This window comes from Achromobacter spanius (genome assembly GCF_002966795.1).
Taxonomy (GTDB): Bacteria; Pseudomonadota; Gammaproteobacteria; order Burkholderiales; family Burkholderiaceae_B; genus Achromobacter; species Achromobacter spanius_D.
In genome coordinates this window covers 1,852,124-1,872,256 of sequence record NZ_CP023270.1, presented here as the reverse complement: position 1 = coordinate 1,872,256, position 20,133 = coordinate 1,852,124, and the positions used below count along the sequence as shown (strand labels likewise).

Annotated in this window: 18 protein-coding genes and 3 tRNA genes; 5 read left to right on the top strand and 16 right to left on the bottom strand. The window is 65.1% G+C overall.

Annotated elements, in window-relative coordinates; all coding sequences use genetic code 11:
• Positions 1-954 (bottom strand): Bug family tripartite tricarboxylate transporter substrate binding protein, encoded by a 954-nt coding sequence (locus CLM73_RS08440; protein WP_105238064.1) that lies wholly within the window; start codon positions 952-954, stop codon positions 1-3.
• 71 nt (positions 955-1,025) lie between these two features.
• On the bottom strand, positions 1,026-1,892 hold the full coding sequence (locus CLM73_RS08435) for an amidohydrolase family protein (RefSeq protein WP_199778315.1): 867 nt from the start codon (positions 1,890-1,892) through the stop codon (positions 1,026-1,028).
• A gap of 97 nt (positions 1,893-1,989) precedes the next feature.
• Between CLM73_RS08435 and CLM73_RS08430 the strand changes: the two genes are divergently transcribed.
• Both CLM73_RS08430 and argG read left to right on the top strand, forming a co-directional pair.
• Positions 1,990-2,940 carry a LysR substrate-binding domain-containing protein gene (locus CLM73_RS08430; protein WP_105238063.1) on the top strand — a complete coding sequence of 317 codons (951 nt, stop codon included), beginning with the start codon at positions 1,990-1,992 and terminating at the stop codon, positions 2,938-2,940.
• A 69-nt stretch (positions 2,941-3,009) separates the two neighbouring features.
• Positions 3,010-4,350, top strand: coding sequence for an argininosuccinate synthase (gene argG / locus CLM73_RS08425; protein WP_056567185.1), 1,341 nt, complete (start codon positions 3,010-3,012; stop codon positions 4,348-4,350).
• 97 nt (positions 4,351-4,447) lie between these two features.
• On the opposite strand, the gene CLM73_RS08420 is transcribed toward argG, so the two are convergent.
• The 12 genes from CLM73_RS08420 to rnr all read right to left on the bottom strand — a co-directional run bounded on the left by CLM73_RS08420 (position 4,448) and on the right by rnr (position 17,093).
• On the bottom strand, positions 4,448-6,376 hold the full coding sequence (locus tag CLM73_RS08420) for a potassium transporter Kup (RefSeq protein ID WP_105238062.1): 1,929 nt from the start codon (positions 6,374-6,376) through the stop codon (positions 4,448-4,450).
• Positions 6,373-7,443: a sensor histidine kinase gene (locus tag CLM73_RS08415; RefSeq protein WP_234015828.1), complete on the bottom strand. Its 1,071-nt coding sequence runs from the start codon at positions 7,441-7,443 to the stop codon at positions 6,373-6,375. The genes CLM73_RS08420 and CLM73_RS08415 overlap by 4 nt, the downstream gene beginning before the upstream one ends.
• Positions 7,444-7,557: 114 nt before the next feature.
• A complete protein-coding gene (locus CLM73_RS08410) occupies positions 7,558-8,229 on the bottom strand; it encodes a response regulator transcription factor (RefSeq protein ID WP_006218435.1) in 672 nt (223 codons plus the stop codon).
• A 63-nt stretch (positions 8,230-8,292) separates the two neighbouring features.
• The gene (locus CLM73_RS08405; RefSeq protein ID WP_105238060.1) at positions 8,293-8,763 is read right to left on the bottom strand and encodes an ExbD/TolR family protein; all 471 of its coding nucleotides are present in this window, start codon (positions 8,761-8,763) and stop codon (positions 8,293-8,295) included.
• Complete coding sequence (locus tag CLM73_RS08400) at positions 8,763-9,752, bottom strand: MotA/TolQ/ExbB proton channel family protein (protein ID WP_105238059.1); 990 nt, start codon at positions 9,750-9,752, stop codon at positions 8,763-8,765. The genes CLM73_RS08405 and CLM73_RS08400 overlap by 1 nt, the downstream gene beginning before the upstream one ends.
• Before the next feature lies 1 nt (position 9,753).
• Entirely contained in the window at positions 9,754-10,566 is an 813-nt protein-coding gene (locus CLM73_RS08395; protein ID WP_105238058.1) for an energy transducer TonB, read from the bottom strand.
• Positions 10,567-10,875: 309 nt separating this feature from the next.
• A tRNA-Val gene (locus CLM73_RS08390) sits at positions 10,876-10,951 on the bottom strand.
• A 145-nt stretch (positions 10,952-11,096) separates the two neighbouring features.
• On the bottom strand, positions 11,097-11,369 hold the full coding sequence (locus CLM73_RS08385; RefSeq protein ID WP_003812968.1) for an HU family DNA-binding protein: 273 nt from the start codon (positions 11,367-11,369) through the stop codon (positions 11,097-11,099).
• A 352-nt stretch (positions 11,370-11,721) separates the two neighbouring features.
• Entirely contained in the window at positions 11,722-12,402 is a 681-nt protein-coding gene (locus tag CLM73_RS08380; RefSeq protein ID WP_105238057.1) for a Fe2+-dependent dioxygenase, read from the bottom strand.
• A gap of 58 nt (positions 12,403-12,460) precedes the next feature.
• Positions 12,461-13,705, bottom strand: a complete 1,245-nt coding sequence (locus CLM73_RS08375; protein WP_105238056.1) for a cystathionine gamma-synthase family protein — start codon at positions 13,703-13,705, stop codon at positions 12,461-12,463.
• Between the two features lie 46 nt (positions 13,706-13,751).
• The gene (gene rlmB, locus CLM73_RS08370; RefSeq protein WP_105238055.1) at positions 13,752-14,489 is read right to left on the bottom strand and encodes a 23S rRNA (guanosine(2251)-2'-O)-methyltransferase RlmB; all 738 of its coding nucleotides are present in this window, start codon (positions 14,487-14,489) and stop codon (positions 13,752-13,754) included.
• A gap of 138 nt (positions 14,490-14,627) precedes the next feature.
• The gene (rnr, locus tag CLM73_RS08365; RefSeq protein ID WP_105238054.1) at positions 14,628-17,093 is read right to left on the bottom strand and encodes a ribonuclease R; all 2,466 of its coding nucleotides are present in this window, start codon (positions 17,091-17,093) and stop codon (positions 14,628-14,630) included.
• A gap of 217 nt (positions 17,094-17,310) precedes the next feature.
• Here rnr and CLM73_RS08360 point away from each other — a divergent pair.
• A tRNA-Leu gene (locus CLM73_RS08360) sits at positions 17,311-17,395 on the top strand.
• A gap of 153 nt (positions 17,396-17,548) precedes the next feature.
• Here the strand turns inward: CLM73_RS08360 and CLM73_RS08355 are convergent.
• Positions 17,549-18,160 (bottom strand): tRNA-uridine aminocarboxypropyltransferase, encoded by a 612-nt coding sequence (locus CLM73_RS08355; RefSeq protein ID WP_105241425.1) that lies wholly within the window; start codon positions 18,158-18,160, stop codon positions 17,549-17,551.
• A gap of 161 nt (positions 18,161-18,321) precedes the next feature.
• Between CLM73_RS08355 and CLM73_RS08350 the strand changes: the two genes are divergently transcribed.
• Positions 18,322-18,406 (top strand) — tRNA-Leu (locus CLM73_RS08350).
• Positions 18,407-18,651: 245 nt separating this feature from the next.
• Here the strand turns inward: CLM73_RS08350 and CLM73_RS08345 are convergent.
• On the bottom strand, positions 18,652-19,095 hold the full coding sequence (locus CLM73_RS08345) for a GNAT family N-acetyltransferase (RefSeq protein ID WP_105238053.1): 444 nt from the start codon (positions 19,093-19,095) through the stop codon (positions 18,652-18,654).
• Between the two features lie 117 nt (positions 19,096-19,212).
• On the opposite strand from CLM73_RS08345, the gene CLM73_RS08340 reads away from it, so the two are divergent.
• Positions 19,213-20,127 (top strand): DMT family transporter, encoded by a 915-nt coding sequence (locus CLM73_RS08340; RefSeq protein WP_105238052.1) that lies wholly within the window; start codon positions 19,213-19,215, stop codon positions 20,125-20,127.
• Positions 20,128-20,133 lie beyond the last annotated feature (6 nt).

Here is a 20,133-nt window from a genome sequence, read left to right as displayed (position 1 = left end):
TTACTCCGGACGGATGTTCTTGCGCTGGATCAGCGCGGTCCACTTCTCGCGGTCGGCGGCGATCAGCGCGCCCAGCTCCTGCGGCGTGCTGGGCGCGGCCTCGGCGCCGAACTTCTCCAGACGGGCGCGGACGGCCTCGTTCGCCAGCGCGGCGCGCACGGCCTGGTTCAGCTTGTCGACGGTGGCGGCCGGCGTGGACGCGGGCGCAACCAGGCCATACCAGTTGTTCGATTCGACGCCGGGGATGCCCAGCTCGGCCATCGTCTTCACGTCGGGCAGCAGCGGATGACGGGTCGGCGCGGCCAGGCCCAACGGCTTGAGCTTGCCGCCCTGGATGTGGCCGATCAGGCCCGGCACGTCGCCGAAGAAGCCGGACACCTGATTGCCCATCACGTCGTTGATGACGGGAGCCGCGCCCTTGTACGGCACGTGCAGCACCTTGGCCTTGCTGGAATCGGCGAACATTTCCAGCGTCAGGTGCGGAATGCTGCCGATGCCCGACGAACCGATGGCCACGGACTGCGACGCGGCCTGCGACTTCTTCACAAAGTCGGCGGCATCCGTCGCCGGATTGGAGGGGTTCACCACGAAGACCGTGGCGTTGTTCACCACGCGCGAGACCGGCGCGAAATCGCGCGCGGGGTCATACGGCAGGTCCTTGTACAGCGCCGGGCTGATCGCCACCGCGCCGACGCTGGTCAGAAACAGCACCGAGCCGTCGGCCGGCGCCTTCGCCACGTAGGCCGCCGCGATGTTGCCGTTGGCGCCCGCCTTGTTTTCGACGATGACGTTCTGCTTGAGCTCCTTGCCCAGTTGCTCGGCCAGCACGCGGCCCACCAGATCCACGGGGCCGCCCGGCGGGAATGCAATGATCAGGCGCACGGGGCCATCGGCATGGGCCGCGCCAGCGGCGGCCAGACTCAGCACGGCGGCCGAGATGATTTTCTTGAACATGTTGTCTCCTCGTTGATGGGGATGTGCTTGCGGCGGGGGCTTCCTGGCCCTCGTTCCGCGGTCATTGCCTGCTACTGAAATCCGTAAAGCCGCGCCGGGTTGTCCACCAGCACGCGCTGGCGTAGTCCGGCATCCGGGCAGGCCTCGAAAAATGTGTCCACCAATTCGCCGTCGTCCGGCATGTCGCCCGCCACATTCGGATGCGGCCAGTCCGTGCCCCACAGGGTGCGGTCCGGCATGGCCTCCACCAGCGCGCGCACGAAGGGAATGCCTTCTGCAAAGGGGCGGCGGCCGGCGGCGATCCGGTCGATGCCGGAGACCTTCACCCAGGCCTCGCGCACGTCTGCCAAACCGAGCAAGGCGCGCATCGCGGGCGAATTCAGCCCATCGGCCGCCTTCAGCCTGCCCATGTGGTCCACGACGAACGGCACCGGCAGCGTGAGCAGGCGCGGCAGCAATTCGGGCAGCATCGCGCCGTCCACGTGCAGGCACAGATGCCATCCCAGCGGTGCGATCAGCTTGACCACATGGTCGAACACGGCCGGCTCGGGCGCGCCGCCCAGATGCGGCACGAAGTTGAAACGCGCGGCGCGCACGCCGCCCTCATGCAGCGCCTTGACGCTGGCAACGGTGGCGTCCGCGCCCAGCAGCGCCACGCCGCGATAGCGCCCATTGCTGCGCGCCAGCGCGTCCAGCAAGGCGCGGTGGTCCGATCCGTGGCAGTTGGCCTGCACCACCACGGCGCGCTCGATGCCCAGATGGGCATGCAGCGCCGCCATGTTGGCGAACGACGCGTCCGGCGGCGTGTACGACCGGCCTTCCGCATACGGAAACACATCGCCGGGTCCGAAGACGTGACAGTGCGCGTCGCACGCGCCCGGCGGCAGCGCATGGCGGGGACGGGAGGGCGAGGCAAGCGGCGGACGGCAATCGGGCACGGGGACTTCCTGCATGGAAAGCGCCATGGTCGCGGAATGCCGGTGGGCGAACAATGCTATACCGTATATTTCTGATATCGAAAAACCTAATATCCCGATGGACCTTAAGCAGATCGAGTACTTCGTGCGCGTGGCCGAGCGCCGTAGTTTCTCGCGCGCGGCCGAAATGCTGGACGTCGCGCAGCCCACGCTCAGCCGCCAGGTGCGGCTGCTGGAACTGGAGCTGGGTCAGCACCTGCTCTACCGCAATGGGCGCGGCGCCGAGCCCACGGAAGCGGGCCTGCGATTCCTGGAACACGCCCGCGCCCTGTTGGCGTTGGCCGAGCGCGCCAAGGAAGATCTGCAGACGCTGCGCGAAACGCCCACCGGCAAGGTCATGATCGGCCTGCCGCCGCGCATCGCGCGCGTGCTCACGCCGCCGCTGGTGCAGGCATTCCGCCAGAACTTTCCGGAAGCGTCGATCGCGGTGGCCGAAGGGCTGAGCGCCCAGGTGCGCGAATGGCTGCTCGCCGGGCGGGTGGACCTGGCCTTGCTCTACGATCCGGCCCCGTCGCCGCAGTTGGTCTACGAGTCCCTGTTCCGCGAAGACCTGGTTCTGGCCGCCGCCGCGGGCCATCAGCCGCCCTTGCCCGCCCGCGTGCCGGTCGCGCGGCTGGGCGACTATCCGCTGGTGCTGCCCAGCCTGCCCAACGCCATCCGCACCCTTGTCGAAAGCGTCTGCCGCGCGCAGGGCGTGCGGCTCAAGGTCGCCGCCGAGGTCGACGCCGTGCAGACCATCGTCGAACTGGCGGCGCAGGGCGATGCCTATGCCATCCTGCCGCGCTCGGCGGCGCGCGGGCCGGCCGCCGAGCATGAACTGTCCCTGTGCGCCATCGGCTCGCCTACCATCACCAACAACCTGGTGCTGGCCAGCGCCCGCCACCGCCCGGCCACCCGGCTGGCCGCGGCCACGGGCGAGCTGATCCGAGGCCTGCGGCTTGCCGAGCTGTTCGCGCCGGGCGGCCCCCGCGCCGCAACCCCGGCGGCCAGCCCCCCTCAAAAGAGTTAAAATGGCGGGCTATTTTCTTGTTTGGCGGCTCGTTGCTGTCAAAGTCCTGTTGGCGTCTCACCTCAAACAATGACCACTATCCTCCCGAACCTGCCCACCGGCCAGAAAGTCGGCATCGCCTTTTCCGGCGGCCTGGACACCAGCGCGGCGCTCCTCTGGATGCGCAACAACGGCGCCATTCCCTACGCCTACACCGCCAACCTGGGCCAGCCCGACGAATCCGACTACGACGAGATTCCCCGCAAGGCCCTGGCCTACGGCGCCGAAAACGCCCGCCTGATCGACTGCCGCGCGCAGCTCGTGGCCGAAGGCATCGCCGCCCTGCAATCGGGCGCGTTCCACATCTCGACCGCCGGCATCACGTACTTCAACACGACGCCCATCGGCCGCGCCGTCACCGGCACGATGCTGGTCGCCGCCATGAAGGAAGACAACGTCAACATCTGGGGCGACGGCAGCACCTTCAAGGGCAACGACATCGAGCGTTTCTACCGCTACGGTCTGCTCACCAACCCGGAACTCAAGATCTACAAGCCCTGGCTCGACCAGCGCTTCATCGACGAGCTCGGCGGCCGTTCGGAAATGTCCGAATACATGCGCCAGGCCGGTTTCGACTACAAGATGTCGGCTGAAAAGGCCTACTCCACCGATTCCAACCTGCTCGGCGCCACGCACGAAGCCAAGGACCTGGAACAACTGAATTCCGGCATCCGCATCGTCAAGCCCATCATGGGCGTGGCGTTCTGGCGCGACGACGTCGCCGTCAAGGCCGAGGAAGTCACGGTGCGCTTCGAGGAAGGCCAGCCCGTCGCGCTGAACGGCGTCGAATACGCCGATCCCGTCGAACTGCTGCTCGAAGCCAACCGCATCGGCGGCCGTCACGGCCTGGGCATGAGCGACCAGATCGAAAACCGGATCATCGAAGCCAAGAGCCGCGGCATCTACGAAGCCCCGGGCCTGGCCCTGCTCTTCATCGCCTACGAGCGCCTGGTCACCGGCATTCACAACGAAGACACCATCGAGCAGTACCGCGAAAACGGCCGCAAGCTGGGCCGCCTGCTGTACCAGGGCCGCTGGTTCGACCCGCAAGCCATCATGCTGCGCGAAACCGCCCAGCGCTGGGTGGCCCGCGCCATCACCGGCGAAGTCACCATCGAACTGCGCCGCGGCAACGACTACTCGCTGCTGAACACCGTGTCGTCCAACCTCACGTACGCGCCCGAGCGCCTGTCCATGGAGAAGGTGGAAAACGCCCCCTTCACCCCGGCGGACCGCATCGGCCAGCTCACCATGCGCAACCTCGACATCGTCGACACGCGCGAAAAGCTGTTCACGTACGTCAAGACCGGCCTGCTGGCCTCCAGCGGCACGTCGCTGCCTCAACTGAAGGACACGACCTCGAAGAAGTAATTCTTCAAGGCCAAACAAAAACCCTCGGTTTTCACACCGAGGGTTTTTTTTCGCCTGGCTGCGGCGCGCCTTGCCCGCGACGCCGGCAGCGCGGCGTCTACAACTCGACCTGCATGCCCATCTCCACGACCCGGTTCGCGGGGATCTTGAAGAACTTGGTGCTGCGGGTCGAATTGCGCGCCATGAACGAGAACACCGCACGCCGCCACCGCGACAAGGCAGGCTTCCTGGCCGCCACCACCGTCTGGCGCGACAGGAAGAACGACGTGCGCATCGGCTCCAGGTCCAGCTCAGGATAGGCCTCGGCAATCAGGCGCAGCGCCTCCGGCACATCCGGATCTTCCTTGAAGCCGTAGGTGACGACTGCCGCCCAGCTCGTTGCGCTGAGCTTGTTCACCTCGAAGCGTTCTTCCGGCGCAATGTACGGCACGTCAGCCGACTGGATCGACAGAAACAGCACGTGGTCGTGCAGCACCTTGTTGTGCTTCAGGTTGTGCAGCAGCGCCGGCGGCACGTTGCCGGAATTCATCGTCATGAAGATGGCGGTGCCCGGCACGCGCGACGGCGGATATTGCTCGAGCTGCTCCATGAATTCCTTGAGCGGCTGGCGGTCGCGCTGCTGCATGTCGGACAAGAGGCGCCGGCCGCGCCGCCACGTCATCATCAGCGTGAACACCACGATCGCCACCACCAGCGGCAGCCAGCCGCCTTCATGGATCTTGAAGACGTTGGCCGAAAACAGCAGCACGTCCAGCAGCAGCAACAGGCCCAGCACCAAGAACCACATCATGCGCTTGATGCCCTTGCTGCCGCGCGGCAGCACCGCAAACGCCAGCACCGAGGTCGTGAACATCGTGCCCGTCACCGCAAAGCCGTACGCGGCGGCCAGGTTGTCGGAATTGCGGAACCACAGCACCAGGATCAGCACCGCGCACAGCAGCAGCGCGTTGACCTGCGGCAGATAGATCTGACCCTTCTCGATCGCGGACGTGTGCAGGATCTGCATGCGTGGCCAGAAGCCCAGCTGCACCGCCTGGCGCGTCACCGAATACGCGCCCGAAATCACGGCCTGCGACGCCACGATGGTGGCAATGGTGGCCAGCGCGACCAGCGGGGCGAGCCCCCATTCCGGCGCCATCAGGAAAAACGGATTGCGGATCGCGGTGGGGTCGCGCAGCAGCAGCGCGCCCTGGCCGAAGTAGCACAGCGTCAGCGCCGGCAGGACCATGCTGAACCAGGCGCGGCGGATCGCGGGGCGGCCAAAGTGGCCCATGTCGGCATACAGCGCCTCGGCGCCGGTCAGTGCCAGCACCACCGCGCCAAGCAGCACGAAGCTGACCCACGGCGCCTCGACGATGAAGCGCAGCCCCCACATCGGGTTCAGCGCAGCCAGCACCTCGGGGGTCTGCCAGATCTGCCAGCCGCCCAGCGCGGCCAGCGTGGCGAACCACACGAACATCACCGGTCCGAACAGCTTGCCCATGGCGGCCGTGCCATGCGACTGGATCGCAAACAACGCGATCAGCACGACCAGCGCGATCGGCACCACCCAGTGGTCCAGCGTGTGCGACACGATCCCGATGCCTTCCAGCGCCGACAGCACGGAAATCGCCGGCGTGATCATGCTGTCGCCATAGAACAGCGCCGCGCCGAAGATGCCCAGCACGATCAGCACCCAGCGCAGCTTGCCCTCGCGCGCGCGCACCGCCAGTTCAAGCAGCGCCAGCGTGCCGCCCTCGCCACGGTTGTCCGCGCGCAGCACCAGCATCACGTATTTGAGGGACACCACCACCATCAGCATCCAGAACAGGATGGACAGCACGCCCAGCAGATGGGCCGGCTCCAGGTCGGTGTGCACGCTCAGGCCGGTCAGGCAGGCGCGCAGCGTGTACAGCGGACTGGTGCCGATGTCGCCGTACACCACGCCCAGGGCGCCCAGGACAAGGGCCGCGCGCGATGAAGGCGCGTGTGCGCCGCCGGGGTGGCCTGGGGGCAAAGAAGCAGCGCTGACCGTGCCTTGGCTCATGATGCAGGTTCTTGGCGAGTGAGTTGAGCCCCCTTGCGGGGGCCGGGAAACACGACGGACAGCCGCGTTCCAGAAAAATCGGGCCGGCTGGTGAGCTTCCACCAGGCGCCGTGTGCGTGTGCGATCTCACGCACGATGGCCAGTCCCAGGCCGGAGCCGCCGGCCGTCGCGGTCGGCGACCGGTAGAACGCCTCGAACACGCGATCGCGCTCTTCGGGCGGAATGCCGGGACCGTCGTCCTCGACGGTCAGCGAGGGCGGATTGGCGCCCACGATCAGCGTGATGCGGCCCGTCGGGTTGCCATAGCGCAGCGCATTGTCGATCAGGTTGCCCAGCAGTTCCGCGAGCAGCAAGGGGTCCGCGTCGATCCAGATGGGCGTTTCGGGCGCGGCCAGATCCAGCTCGTAGTGGGCCTCGCGCACCCGCGGAAACCATTCGGCGCCATGCACCCGCACCCACTCGCACAGGTCGATGCGCACAAAGCTGTCCTGCGGACGGGCATTGGGATCGGCGCGGGCCAGTACCAGAAGCTGCTGGCCCAGCCGGATCATGCGGTCGCTGACGGCCTTGATGCGCTCGGCGCGGGCCCGGACGTCGTCGGGCAAGGGCCGCGCCAGCATGAGCTCGGACTCCAGCCGCAGGCCCGCCAGCGGTGTGCGCAATTGGTGCGCGGCATGGCCGATGAAGCGCCGCTGCGCGGCCAGCGACGCGTCCAGCCGCAGCAGCAGGTCATTGGTGTGGGTGACCAGCGGCTCGATCTCCACCGGCACGCCTGCAACCTCCAGCGGCTGCATGTCATCGATGGAGCGTTGCCGGATTTCTTCGGACAGATGGTTCACCGACCGCAACCCGGACCGCACGCCCTGCATCACCACCCACGCAAACAGCGCGATCAGCGCCACCTGGCCCACGACCATCAGCCAGAAGAAGTCTTCCAGCATCCACAGCGACATATCGATCTTGTGGGTGATAACCCAGGTTGCCGCCAGGTCCAGCAGGACGAGCAGCAGGATCGGCGGCATCAGTCGGATGACGAGATGCCGGGCAAGCGATCGGGAGGGAAGCATGGGGGGGCGCGCAGCCGGAGACGGTTGGGGGATGCGTTCCTGCGTCATGGCGCGAAGCCCTCGATGAGGCGGATGAAAACGCGCGGACGGCAATCGCCGTCCGCGGCCGGCCCATCAGGCCGTTTCCACATCCAGCATGTAGCCAAAGCCACGTACCGTCTGGATGCTGGCGCCCGTGCCTTCCAGGCGCTTGCGCAAGCGGTATACGTAGACTTCGACGGCGTTCTCGCTGAAATCCGCATCCCAGGCGGACAGGGAATTGACGATCTGGCGCTTGGTCACGACGCGGCCCACGCGGGCCATCAGCATTTCGAGGACGGAGAGTTCACGCACCGACAGCGACAGGCGCTGGCCATTGGCGCGGACTTCGCGGCCGACGGTGTCGAACACCAGCGGGCCGACTTCGATGAGCGGCTGGGCCTGGCCCGCGCGGCGCCGGCCAAAGGCGCGGACGCGCGCGGCCAGCTCGGGCAGCTCGAAGGGCTTGGTGACGTAGTCGTCCGCCCCGGCGTCCAGACCGGCAACGCGGTCTTCGATGCCATCGCGGGCGGTGAGGATCAGCACAGGGACCTGATTGCCGTCCTGCCGCAGTTGCCGCAGCACGTCCAGGCCGCTCATGCCGGGAAGATTGAGGTCGAGCAGCATGAGGTCGTACGGCTGGCCCGCCAGCGCGCCCAGAACCCGGTCGCCCTCGGTCAGCCAGTCGACCGCATAACCCTGGTCGGCCAGGAATTCCTGGAGCGCATGGCCCAGGGTGGTGTCGTCTTCGATTACCAGAACTCGCATGCCGCGATTCTAGCGCGATCCAAAAAAAAAGGGGCGCGAAATGCGCCCCCTTCCTGGATTCGTTCACCCGCCGGACGGTGCCGGGGCAGCGGTCGGCGCTGCGGCCGGCGCACCACCCGAGGGCGGCGTCGTGACGAAACCGATACGCGTCATGCCCGAACGGCGCGCCGAGGCCATGACCTTGGCGAGCGTTTCGTAACGGGTGTTCTGATCGGCGCGGATGCGGATCTCGGGTTGCGGCTTCGTGCCGGCGATCGACTTGAAGCGATTGGGCAGGTCATCGATATTGACCGGCTTCTCGTCCCAGAACAAGGCGCCCGAGGCGTCGATCGCCAGGTCCACGGTCTTGGGTTCTTCCTCGATCTGCTCGGCGGCCACCTGGGGCATGTTGATCTTGATCGAGTGCGCCAGCAGCGGCGCCGTGATGATGAAGATCACCAGCAGCACCAGCATGACGTCGATCAGGGGCACCATGTTGATCTCGGACACCGCATGGCTTCCGGACCCTTTACCCTCAAAGCTGCCAAAGGCCATTATTCGCTCCCGCGTTGAGCCGCGTGGCCGTTCTGGCGACGCAGCGCGCGCACCTTGCCGTCGGACAGCGCCACTTGCTGGCCGGTGGTCAGGAACGCAAACAGGTCATGTGCAAAGGCATCCAGGCGCGACAGGTACACGCGGTTGTTACGCACGAACGTGTTGTACGCCAGCACGGCCGGAATTGCCACCGCCAGGCCCAGGCCCGTCATGATCAGGGCTTCGCCCACCGGACCGGCGATACGGTTGATGGTCACGCCATCGGACAGGCCGATGCCGACCAGCGCGTGATACACGCCCCAGACCGTACCGAACAGGCCGACGAACGGCGCCGTGGAACCCACCGAGGCCAGCACGGTCAAGCCGTTTTCCAGCTTGGCCGTTTCTTCGTCGATGACCTTGCGCATGGTGCGCGTGACGAAATCCGAATTGCTGCCCGACTCTTCCAGCTTGGTGGCGCCGAACTTGTTGTGGTGCGCCTGCGCGTGCATGGCGTGGCTGGCCAGATGCGAGAACGGATCGCGGGCGCCATGCGTGCTGATTTCGTGCTCGACCTGCTCCAGCGAGCTGGCGTTCCAGAACTTGTTCAGGAAATCGGCCGAACGCTTGCGCATGCTGACATTGCTGCCGGCCTTGACCAGGATGAGATACCAGGTCACCAGCGACATGAGGATCAGGATGACGAACAGGCTCTTGCCCACGAAGTCGCTCTGCGCGACGAAGTGCAGAAAGCCCATGTCGGGGACAGGCGCCGGTGCGGGCGGAATCGCCGCCGCGGCGCTATGCAGCGCGTCGGCCGACTGCTGGACGGCGCCAGCGGCTTGCTGAACGGCGCCGGCGGCTTGCTGGGCGACGTCGCCGCCCGTCGTGGCGGCTTGCTGGGCTGCGGGTGCGGCCGCGGCGGCAGCGGGCGCGGCGGCAGCAGCCGGCGCTGCCGGACTGGTGGTCGCCTGCGCCACCAGGGTGGCGCTATGCAGTGCGTTGGACATCTCAGTTCCTCATTACGAAATCGAACGGAATTTTTGCTTTGGCGGGATAGGCCACGCCATTACGGGTATACGGCTTGAAACGGCCTTTGCGAGCGGCTGTCAGTGCCGATTCGTCCAGGCGCGGAAAGCCCGACGACGCATCGATGGTGGCGCGCTCGACCAAGCCCTGGGTGTTGATTTCCACCAGCACCACGACTCGGCCCTCTTCCCGCATGCGGCGCGATGCCATCGGATAGTTGGGCATCGGACGCGCGCCCTGGAACTCGATGCTCGAGACCAGCACGGGTTGATCAGGCGGCGGCCCCTGCGTCGGACCCTGCGGTGCCTGCGTGCCTTCCGGCGCACCGCTGGGCGGCGTCGGCTGCGGCGGCGTTTCAGGCTTGGGCTCGGGCTTGACTTCCTGCTTGGGCTGCGGCTTGGGCTTGGGCTTGGGTTTCGGAGGCGGCGGCTTGGGCGCCGGCATCGGCGGCTTTTCAACCACCGGCTCGGGCTCGGGTTCCGGTTCCGGCTCGGGCGTCAATTCGGGTTCGGGCTCGGGTTCGGGCTCGATCTCGGGTTCAGGCTCGGGCGGGGTCTCGGTCACCGGCTGCGGCACTTCGGGAGTGGGTTCGGCTTTGGCGATCTGGGGGACGGGGGCGTCCACCACACTCACCATGATTGCCTCGGGTTCCTCCAATTCAGGACGGCTTTCCGGCGCCATGAAGATGGCGCCGATCACCGCTGCATGAAGCGCGACGACCGCCAGGCCAGCGCCTGCGCGTATACCAAAAGAAGACCGCGAAGTAGAGTTCCAACCGGGTTGAAGACTAGGCATGAATCAGCCAGGGAGCATTGACTTTTCCGGCCAGCCAGGGAGTTGACGCGCACAAGACCGCGGCGCCGGGCTGACCGGTACAAGCCCGTCATAGTATCTCAAATGCGAATGATTCGCACGTTGTATTTCGAATGGAACAGCGTAGCACCGCTGATCGGGATCAAAGCGGGATCAATAAAACGCTTACGAAAAAAAGCTGGCGCACGGCGCACAAAACAAAAAACCCGCCACGGGGCCGGGTGCCCATGTGCGGGTTGCATGCGGTTTTCGCACAGCACGCATGCTGCCGAAACCGATATCGTGTGCTTCTGGTGGGTGCTACAGGGGTCGAACCTGTGACCTACGCCGTGTAAAGGCGCCGCTCTACCAACTGAGCTAAGCACCCATTTCAGTGCAACTGCCCGGCGCGATTAGCGCGGGAGAATTGCCAATTTGGGGTACTCAAAAGCAATACGCGGGCCGGAGTATACCGGACCGCGTACTTGTGGGCAAATCGCAGCGCCGTGCGCCTTGCGATCAGCGGCCGTCAATTAGTTGACGGCGTCCTTCAGGGCCTTGCCCGGACGGAACTTCGGCACCTTGGCCTTCTTGATCTTGATGGTTTCGCCGGTGCGCGGGTTACGGCCAGTGCGCGCGGCGCGAGCCGACACGGCAAACGTGCCGAAACCGACCAGCGTGACCGTACCGCCCTTCTTCAGCGTGGTCTTCACGGCACCGATCAGGGCGTCGAGCGAACGGCCGGCGGCAGCCTTGGAGATATCGGCCTTGCTGGCGATGTGATCGATGAGTTCGGTTTTGTTCATGCAGGTGTACCCCTCACAAGGTGTGGAGTCTGCCGGGGGCGGAGTTCATGGCCGTCAGGATGGATGCCACAAATGGACGCGAGACCAGGCAAACGACGAACAGACAGTGGATAAACTTTTTTCTTGCGCTGCGAAGCACAACTTTTAAACTGCTGCGCCGCTTAGGATTTGCTGGCTTCTTGCCTGCAAACCGTCAGCGACGCAGACGTGTATTAGGCCTTGGCGTAGAGCGGCTGTCAAGAGAAAACCTGACGGCAACCCGCGTCAATACTAGCTTTTAGGCGTTTTCGCAATAAACAAAAACGCGCATTTCGGGGTTTGCGCGACACCCCGAAAAACACTTTAGGCTTCATCAAACGTCGGCCCAGCGGCGCAGCAGATTGTGATAAATGCCGGTGAGCTGCACGATCGACGCATGCCCGGCCACATCCTGATTCAAGCGCTGGATGGCCACGTCCATGTCCAGCAGCAATGCGCGCTGGCTGTCTTCGCGCACCAGGCTCTGCATCCAGAAGAACGAACTGACACGCGCGCCACGCGTCACGGGATTGACCTTGTGCAGACTGGTGCCCGGATACAGCACCATGTGTCCTGCGGGCAGCTTCACGGCGCGCGGACCATAGGTATCGTCGATGACGAGCTCGCCGCCGTCGTAGCTGTCGGGATCCGAAAAGAATAGCGTTGCGGACAGGTCGGTGCGCACGCGCTCCGGTGAACCCGCGATGCCGCGCACGGCGTTGTCGACGTGATAACCGAAGGCCTCGCCGCCTTCGTAGCGGTTAAAGAGCGGCGGGAAGATCTTGCGCGGCAACGCGGCCGACATGAAGAGGTTGTTTCCCGACAGCCGCTGCAGAATCAGGGTGCCGAGCTCTTGCGCCAGGGGATGCTGTTCGGGCAATTGCCGGTTGCGCTTGACCTGCCCCGACTGATGACCCGCGGTGACCTTGCCGTCGACCCAGTCCGCGGCATCCAGCCGCTGGCGGATGTCGGCCGCTTCTTGCGGCGTGAAGACTTCTGAGATCTGTATAAGCATGGGTTCCTACCCGATTGCGTTGCCGGCACGGCCCTGGCGGGGGGCCGCGCCTGCCGAATTACCCTTTCAGGCAACCATTGAGGGCCTGATCGAAATCAAACAGCAAATCGGCCTCGTCTTCGATACCGACCGACACGCGGATCAGGCTGTCCGCGATGCCCATCTGCTGGCGGCGTTCGGCGCCCATCTCGTAATAGATGGTGTGGGCCGCGGGCAGCGCCAGGCTGCGCGTGTCGCCCAGGTGCGTCGCCATCAGGACGACGCGCAGGCGATTGAGAAAGTCGAAGCAATCGACGCCGTCCGCCAGCTCAACACCCAGCAGGCCGCCAAACCGCGAGCCGAAGAGCGCCGCCGCGCGCGCATGCTGCGGATGGCTGGCCAGGCCCGGGTAATGCACCTTCGCCACGCCCGGGTGCTCTTCGAGAAAACGCGCCAGCGCCAGCGCATTGGCGCAATGCTTGGCCATCCGCAGCGCCAGCGTCTCGGCGCCCACCGCAATGCGGTGCGCCGGCTCGGCGGCCAGCGTGCCCCCCATGTCGCGCAGACCCTTCTTCTTGATCTGCGTAAGGCCCCAACTGGTGGATGCGCCCTTGCGATAGGCTTCGTAGATGTTCTCGTTGCCGGCCCAGTCGTACAAGCCGGTGTCGGTCACGGCGCCGCCCAGCGCGTTGCCATGACCACCGATGTACTTGGACAGCGAATTCATCACCAGCGACGCGCCGACCGAGGCGGGCCGGAACATCCACGGCGAAGTCAGCGTGTTGTCCACCACATACACCAGCCCCTTTTCGCGGCAGATCTCGCCGATCACGGCCAGGTCGGCCACCTGCGTGCCCGGGTTGGCGATGGTCTCGGTAAAGACCATGCGCGTATTGGGCTGGATGGCGGCGCGCACCTGCGACGAGTCCGTCGCGTCCACAAACGTGATCTCCACGCCCAGTTCCTGCAGCGTGCCGAACAGGCTGTTGGTGTTGCCGAACACGAACTGGCTGGACACCAGGTGATCGCCCCGGCGCAGCAGCGTCGTGAAAATGGCGGCCAGCGCAGCCATGCCGGTCGAGAAGCTGACCGTGCCCTTGCCGCCTTCCATCTGGCTGATCTTGGCTTCCAGCGCGGTCGTGGTCGGCGTGCCCTGGCGCGCATACGTAAAGCCAGCCTTGCCCTGGAACACGGCAGCCAGCTCGCGCGCGTCGTCGTACGCAAACTCGGACGACGGGTGCATCGGCTTGTGCACCGCTCCGTGCTCGACGGATTGATTGCGGTCGGAATGGAGGATCGTGGTGGTAAAGCCGTTCTGGTGCATGATGGGCTGACGCGAAGAAAGAAGGGAATCTACGGGATGGGACGAATCACGATTGGCGCTGGCGTACGGTCTCGTACAGGCAGACAGCGCTGGCGACGCTGACGTTCAGGCTTTCCACCGAACCCAGCATCGGGATGTTGACGAGCTGGTCGCAGGTTTCACGCGTGAGGCGGCGCATGCCCTCGCCTTCGGCGCCCATGACCCAGGCCATCGGCTGGCGCGCATCGATCTTGTGCATGCTGTCGGTGGCCTGATCGTCAGTACCGACGAGCCACACGCCGCGATCCTTCAGGCTGCGCATGGTGCGCGCCAGATTCGTCACCATCAGATACGGCACCGTGTCCGCCGCGCCGCATGCGACGCGCTGCACGGTGGCGTTCAGCCCGACAGCGCGGTCGCGCGGCGCGATCACCGCGTGCACGCCGGCGGCGTCGGCGGTGCGCAGGCACGCGCCCAGGTTGTGCGGATCGGTCACGCCATCAAGAATCAACAGCAGCGGCGGCCCATCGACCACATCGAGCACTTCGTCGACATCCACCGCCAGTTGGCGTTCGTCGGCCAGCGCCACGACGCCTTGATGGCGGGTGCCACGGGACAGACCATCCAGGCGTTCCATGGGAACCGGGTGCACACGACGGCCTGCCCGCTCGGCCTGCTCGATGAATGTCTGCATGCGTTTGTCGCGGCGCGAGGCCTCGACGTAGATTTCCTTGATCGACTCGGGCGCGTGGCGCAGCCGCGCGACAACCGCGTGAAACCCGGCCAGAACTTGGGTCGACGCCATAAAACAATACCTTTAGATAAACGAATACCCGCCCCAGAGGGGGCGGGCCACCGGACGGGACCGGCAATAACCGCAATGTTACCCCTTACGGCCACGCCGCCAAACGACGGCATGGCCATAAGGATCCGCCGCGGCCTGTCAGTGGCGCTTGCGGGTGGCCGACTTGGCGGGCGCGGCCCGCTGAGCAGCCTTGGGCGGCTTGCTGGCTTTCTTGGCCGCGGCGCGCCGTTCCTTGGCGGTCTGACCCTTCAAGCCGGCGGGCTTGGGCGAGGCGGCCTTTTTGACGCGGCGCGTGGGTTCATCGGGGCCGCGCGCCGACGCCTTGCGCAGCGCGTCAAAGCTCGTGCCCTGCACCAGACGGAACTCGATGCGGCGCGCTTCGAGGTCCACGCGCGACACCTGCACCTGCACCTTGTCGGTCAGGCGGTAACGCATGCCGGTGCGCTCGCCGCGCAGTTCGTGCAGGGCGTCGTTGAACTGGAAGTACTCGCCGCCCAGTTCCGAGACGTGCACCAGACCCTCGACGTGCAGCGTGTCCAGGGTGACGAAGATGCCAAAACTTGCCACGCCGGTGACCGTACCGCTGAAGTCTTCGCCAACACGCTCCTTGACGAACCAGCACTTGAGCCAGGCCTCGACATCGCGCGATGCCTCGTCGGCGCGGCGCTCGCTGGCGGACAGCACCAGACCCATCTTTTCCCAGATGGCGTGCTCGTGTTCGCGCTGCGTGCGGCCGATGACGACGGCGTGGTCATCCAGGCTGGGCACATACCGCTGCCCTGCCAGCAGCGCCTTGATCACGCGGTGCGTGAGCAGGTCGGGATACCGGCGGATCGGCGAGGTGAAGTGGCTGTAGCCCGGATAGGACAGGCCGAAGTGGCCCATGTTGTCGGGGCTGTACACGGCCTGCTGCATGGAACGCAGGCACATGGTCTGCAGCAGCTGGTAGTCGGGACGCCCGCGCACGGAATCCAGGAAATCGCCGTAGTCCTTGGCGGTGGGCGTTTCGCCCCCGCCCAGCGACAGGCCCATCGTGCGCAGAAATTCGCGCAGCGATTGCAGGCGTTCCGGCGTCGGGCCTTCGTGGATGCGGTACAGGCCCGGGTGCTTGCTGCGCGTCATGAAGTCCGCCGCGCAGGTGTTGGCGGCCAGCATGCATTCTTCGATCAGCTTGTGCGCGTCGTTGCGCACGGACGGCACGATCTGTTCGATGCGGCCGAGCTCGTTGCACACGATCTTGGTTTCGACGGTGTCGAAATCAATGGCGCCGCGCTTCTTGCGGCCTTGCGACAGCACCTGGAAGAGTTCGTACAGGTGCTGGACCTGCGGCATCACGCTGCGCATCGCATGCGCGGCGGGACCGCCCGGCTGCTGCAGGGCCGCCCAGATGTTGGTGTAGGTCGTGCGGGCATGCGAGTGCATCACCGCGTTGTAGAACTGGTACGCCGTGACCGTGCCGGCCTTGGCGCCGCTGGCCGGGATGACCATGTCGCACACCAGCACCAGTCGGTCGACGTCCGGATTCAGCGAGCAAAGCCCGTTGGACAGCGACTCGGGCAGCATCGGAATGACCCGCCGCGGGAAATACACGCTGGTGCCGCGCTCGATCGCATCGTCGTCCAGCGCATCTCCAGGACGCACGTAATGGCTGACGTCGGCAATGGCAACCAACAGGCGCCAGCCCGGACGCTTGCGCTGGCCCGTGCCCAGTTCCACCGGCTCGCAGTACACGGCGTCGTCGAAGTCGCGGGCGTCCTCGCCGTCGATGGTGATAAGCGGCACGTCGCGCAGGTCGACCCGGTCTTTCAGGTCGGACTTGCGGACCACATCCGGCAGGCGCGCGGCCTGCTTCAAGGCGCCATCAGTAAAGTCGACCGGCACGTCGAACTTGCGCACGGCAATTTCGATCTCCATGCCGGGATCGTCGATCTCGCCCAGCACCTCGGCCACGCGGCCCAGCGGCTGGGTGTGGCGCGTGGGCTGCGCCATGATTTCCACCGCGACCACCTGCCCGTGCTGGGCGCCATTGGTGTCGCTGGGCGGAATCAGGATATCGTGCTTGATGCGCTGGTCTTCGGGCACAACGATGGACAGGCCATGCTCGTGCAGGAAGCGCCCCACCAGCTTGTTGGTGCGGCGCTCGATGACCTCGACGATGGTGCCTTCCGGCTTGCCCCGGTATTCGCCGCCCGGCTTGACCAGCACGCGGTCGCCATGCAGCACCTTGAGCATTTCGCGGGGCGACAGGAACAGATCCGGACCGCCGTCGTCGCGCAGCAGGAATCCGAAGCCGTCGCGATGACCCAGCACCTTGCCCGCCACGAAGTCGAGCTTGGTCGCCAGCAGCAACACGCCCTTGCGGTTGGGCAGCAACTGTCCGTCGCGTTCCATGGCGCCCAGACGGCGTTCAAACCCCACCAACGTCGCCTCGCGCTCGACGCCCATGCGCTCAGCCAGCTCAGCCGGAGACAACGGCGAACCCGCGGCGCGCAGCGCTGTCAGGATGGCTTCACGGGACGGAACATCAGGGTCGAAGTCCGGCGGCGCTTCGGGCAAGGGTGTTGATCTGTTCTTATTGGATTCGTTATTCGATCGTTTTGCCAAAGCTAAATTTTCCGTATATAATGCGCAGCTTCTGTGGTTCGCCCAAGGCTGAACACTGAAGCAGAAATGGTCAGAACGGTTTAAAAAACCGGGTTTGAAAAAACCGATTGTAAAACCAACTGCATTCAGACGCATGGATTAGTTCACGAATTAAGTCCTGAACAACTCCCGCGACTGAAAGGCAGCGTAGCACATAGTTCTGACAGTATCTTTCAGTGCCCAGGTGGCGGAATTGGTAGACGCGCACGGTTCAGGTCCGTGTGCCGCAAGGTGTGGAGGTTCGAGTCCTCTCCTGGGCACCACGGAATTCTAATCAAGGCAGTTTTCAACTGGCTTGAGAAAAAAGGCTAAAAAGCCCCGGAAATCGAAAGGTTTCCGGGGCTTTTGCTTTTTCTGCGTTGCCGCGCCTTACCAGTTGCCCCCCCTCGCCCCGATCCATCCTTATCGACCCACCCTTATCGCCAGGGCACCTTGCGATTCAAGTGATGCCGCGCATAAAGATCGGCGCCCATGCCGTCGATCTGTCCATCGATCAACGCCTCGAACGGCGCAAGCAGCGCATCGAAATTGCGTGGAGCCTCGATGGCGTTCAGCGCGTGCGTTACCGCCTCGATGGTGGACAGCGCGCCGGCCACATCGGCATGGCGCACGCGGTAGCGCGTCGATAGACCGGGCGGCAGCATGACGCGAGGCAGCGCGGCCAGCGCCGGATTGATGTGCAGCAGCTTGCGCGCATGACCCCATGTACCGTCCGGCACGATCAGCTGGATGGGCATGCCCAGATCCTGCCCATAGCCCGGCGTCAGGACCTCGGCGCCCTCACCGGGAAACAGCAGACGCGGCGCATGACCCGGCGCAACCCAGTCCGCCTCCGAAAAGTACTCGCCCACCACGCGGCGCGCGCCCGCCAGTCCCAGCACCGCAAGCCGCGCCGTGTTCAACGCATGGCGCGCTTCGCTGGGATGCTGCAGGACCACCACGCGGGTACGGCACGACAACGACGGGATCAGGGCGCAAAGGCAGTGCGACAGCGGGCGCAGACAGCGCGTACAGAGGGTTCGAGACATGGGCGACACTATATCGAAAGCGGCCTCCTCGCGGCCCACCCAAAAAAAAGTGAAAAAAATGCAGCACGACTTGCACACATTAAAAAAAGTGTGCATAATCTCGTTCCTCTGCTGCTGAACAAGAAACGAAGCGAAAGCGACGCAACAAGTGAAGCAACAGCGCCCAGGTGGCGGAATTGGTAGACGCGCACGGTTCAGGTCCGTGTGCCGCAAGGTGTGGAGGTTCGAGTCCTCTCCTGGGCACCAATTACTACATCACGAGGTACCTGTCGTGATGCGCCAAAAGTAAAACCCCGAACGCGAAAGCGTCCGGGGTTTTTGCTTTGCAGGTTCGTCTTTTAACGCGCGTTTGTTGTTTTGCCGGCGCGGTCTTTCGCTTTGCTAAGACTGACTTTGCTAAGACTGACTTTGCTAAGACTGACTTTGCTAAGACTGGCTTTGCTAAGACTGCACCGCAGCCCATCGGCTGCGGCGCATGGCGGCGCAGCGCCCTACTTCAACGTGCGCGTCATCACCACGTGCGGAATGCCGGCCTCGACGAATTCATCGCCTTCGGCCTTGAAGCCATGGGCCTCGTAAAAGCCCGCGGCGTGTGTCTGCGCATGCAGCACCAGCATGCGATGGCCGTCGCCGTGCCCCTGGCCGATCAGCGCGTCGAGCAATTGTCCGCCCACGCCCATCCCGCGGGCGCGCTTGTGCACCGCCATCCGCCCGATGTGGCCGTCGGGCAAGAGGCGCCCCGTGCCCATCGGCGTGCCATCGGGTCCGTAAGCCACGGCATGCACCGACACGGCATCGTCGTCGTCCATCTCGATTTCCGGCGGCACGTTCTGCTCGACCACAAACACCGCATGGCGCACCGAATAAGCGTCGTCGCGCAAGCGATCCCATGTTCCCAAAGCGATACGAACCGTTGTTTGTCTATTGGCCGACATGTCCTTCCCCTACGTTGCAGCAATGAATAACTGAATCCTACGCCGCATTTTCGCAGGGATGAAGAACGTGCGAAAAGGGGTACGATCGCGGCTTGCCCTCGCCGCCCCTGGTCCGCCATGACGCCTGCCGCACCGCCCGCCTGGTTGAAAGCCGCCCCCGCGCTCTTTCTTGTGCTGTGGTCCAGCGGCTTTGTCGTGCTCAAGGTGGGCCTGGCTTATGCCGATCCGCTGACATTTCTGGCGTTGCGGTATGCCTGCGTTCTGCTGATCCTGACGCCGCTGCTGCTCGCCTTGCGGCCGCCGCTTCCCGCGCGGGCCAGCGCGTGGGGGCATCTGGCCATGGTCGGGCTGCTGTTGCAGGCCGGCTACTTCTGCTTCACCTACCTGTCGCTCAAGCAGGGCATGTCGGCGGGTGGAGTGGCCCTCATCACCTCGTTGCAACCCATATTGATCGGCCTGCTGGCACCGGCGATCGCACATGAACGCGTCGACGCCCGGCGTTGGGCCGGCTTGGCGCTGGGCGTGACGGGCGCCGCGCTGGTGATCGTGGCCAAGGCCTCGATTGATGTCGTGGCGCCATTGGGACTGCTGTTCGCCGTCAGCGCCCTGCTCTGCATCACGGGCGGCACGCTCTACGAAAAACGTTTCGGCACGCAGATCCATCCGGTTGCGTCCAACTTCGTCCAGTACGGCGTGGGGCTTATCGTGTCCGCGCCGCTGGCGTTCTGGCTGGAGCCGATGCACATCGACTGGACGGGACCGTTGCTGGCCTCGCTGGCGTATCTGGTGGTGGGCAATTCCCTGGTCGCCATCACGTTGCTGCTGGCCATGATCCGCCACGGCGAAGCATCACGCGTGTCCGCGCTGTTTTTCCTGGTGCCGCCCTGCACGGCGGTCATTGCGCTACTGATCCTGCGCGAACCCATCCCGCCGTTGGCGTGGCCCGGCATGGCGCTGGCCGCACTGGGCATCCTGCTGGTCACCCGCAAATCGGGCAAGACGCAAGACGAGCGACAGCGCCAAGTAGAATGAGCGCCT